This is a genomic window from bacterium, assembly GCA_024224155.1.
In the GTDB taxonomy this organism is placed as follows: domain Bacteria; phylum Acidobacteriota; class Thermoanaerobaculia; order Multivoradales; family JAHEKO01; genus CALZIK01.
In genome coordinates this window covers 1-783 of sequence record JAAENP010000400.1, presented here as the reverse complement: position 1 = coordinate 783, position 783 = coordinate 1, and the positions used below count along the sequence as shown (strand labels likewise).

Sequence of the window (783 nt, the reverse complement as noted above, 5' to 3'; positions counted from 1 at the left end):
GCCCCCGCTTCGCTCCCACACAACCCGCCTGCGACGCCGCCTCCAACGTCACATCGAAGATCCGACGAGGAGCTTCAGAGGCCGCCAGACGAGCCCGCATGTCCACCAGAACGGTGTGCGCGAAGCTGCCCCATTTGCCAGCACGATAGCCACCTACGCCCGCGGCGAAGCGCCATCGAGTATCGAAGCTGTAACGTTCCACCGCCTCGCGGTCCGATAGCCCCTCCAGACGCTGCAGCACCATCACCGCGGCCACGACCGAGGGAGGAACCGAACGGCGTCCCTTGTGGCTGAAGAGATCGGCAAACATCTCGTCGGGAAACAACCGATGACGCTCTCGGTGCAGCACCGAGTAGATCGAGCTCGTCGGGAGAGCCTCCTCACAGAACCAGCTCACATCATCCAGGAGATCCTTCTGCAACTCCGCACGTCCCAGGCTCATTCTTCGCTCCTATGACTGATTGCAGCTCCGCCGCCGCCATTCTCTCATTGCGAGCGACGGATTGGAGCGACGGATTCCAGATCTCTTCCCGCCCCGAAGGGGCCGAATCGTAAAGCCCGGGGCCGCGCATGCGGAGCGTAGCGACGCGAGCGAGCCCCGGGTCAGGGGCTCTCGATCTCCCCGCCCTGGAAGGGCGGAATCGAGCGACGCAGGACTACCGGCCGGCTTGGTAGCAGAGGGTAGGGCGGAGGGATTGCCTCCGCCCCCCCGTTGTCGCAATGGGGTCAATTCCCCATTTTCTTCCGTCGTGAGGGTCTCTCACGGGCGACCCCATAGAGGTT

General features: G+C 64.1%; 1 protein-coding gene. It reads right to left on the bottom strand.

Features of this window, described 5'->3' with window-relative positions; translation table 11 throughout:
- Nucleotides 1–442: transposase (locus GY769_20000; protein ID MCP4204205.1), on the bottom strand; the 442-nt coding region annotated here is incomplete at its 3' end.
- Nucleotides 443–783: the final 341 nt, after the last annotated feature.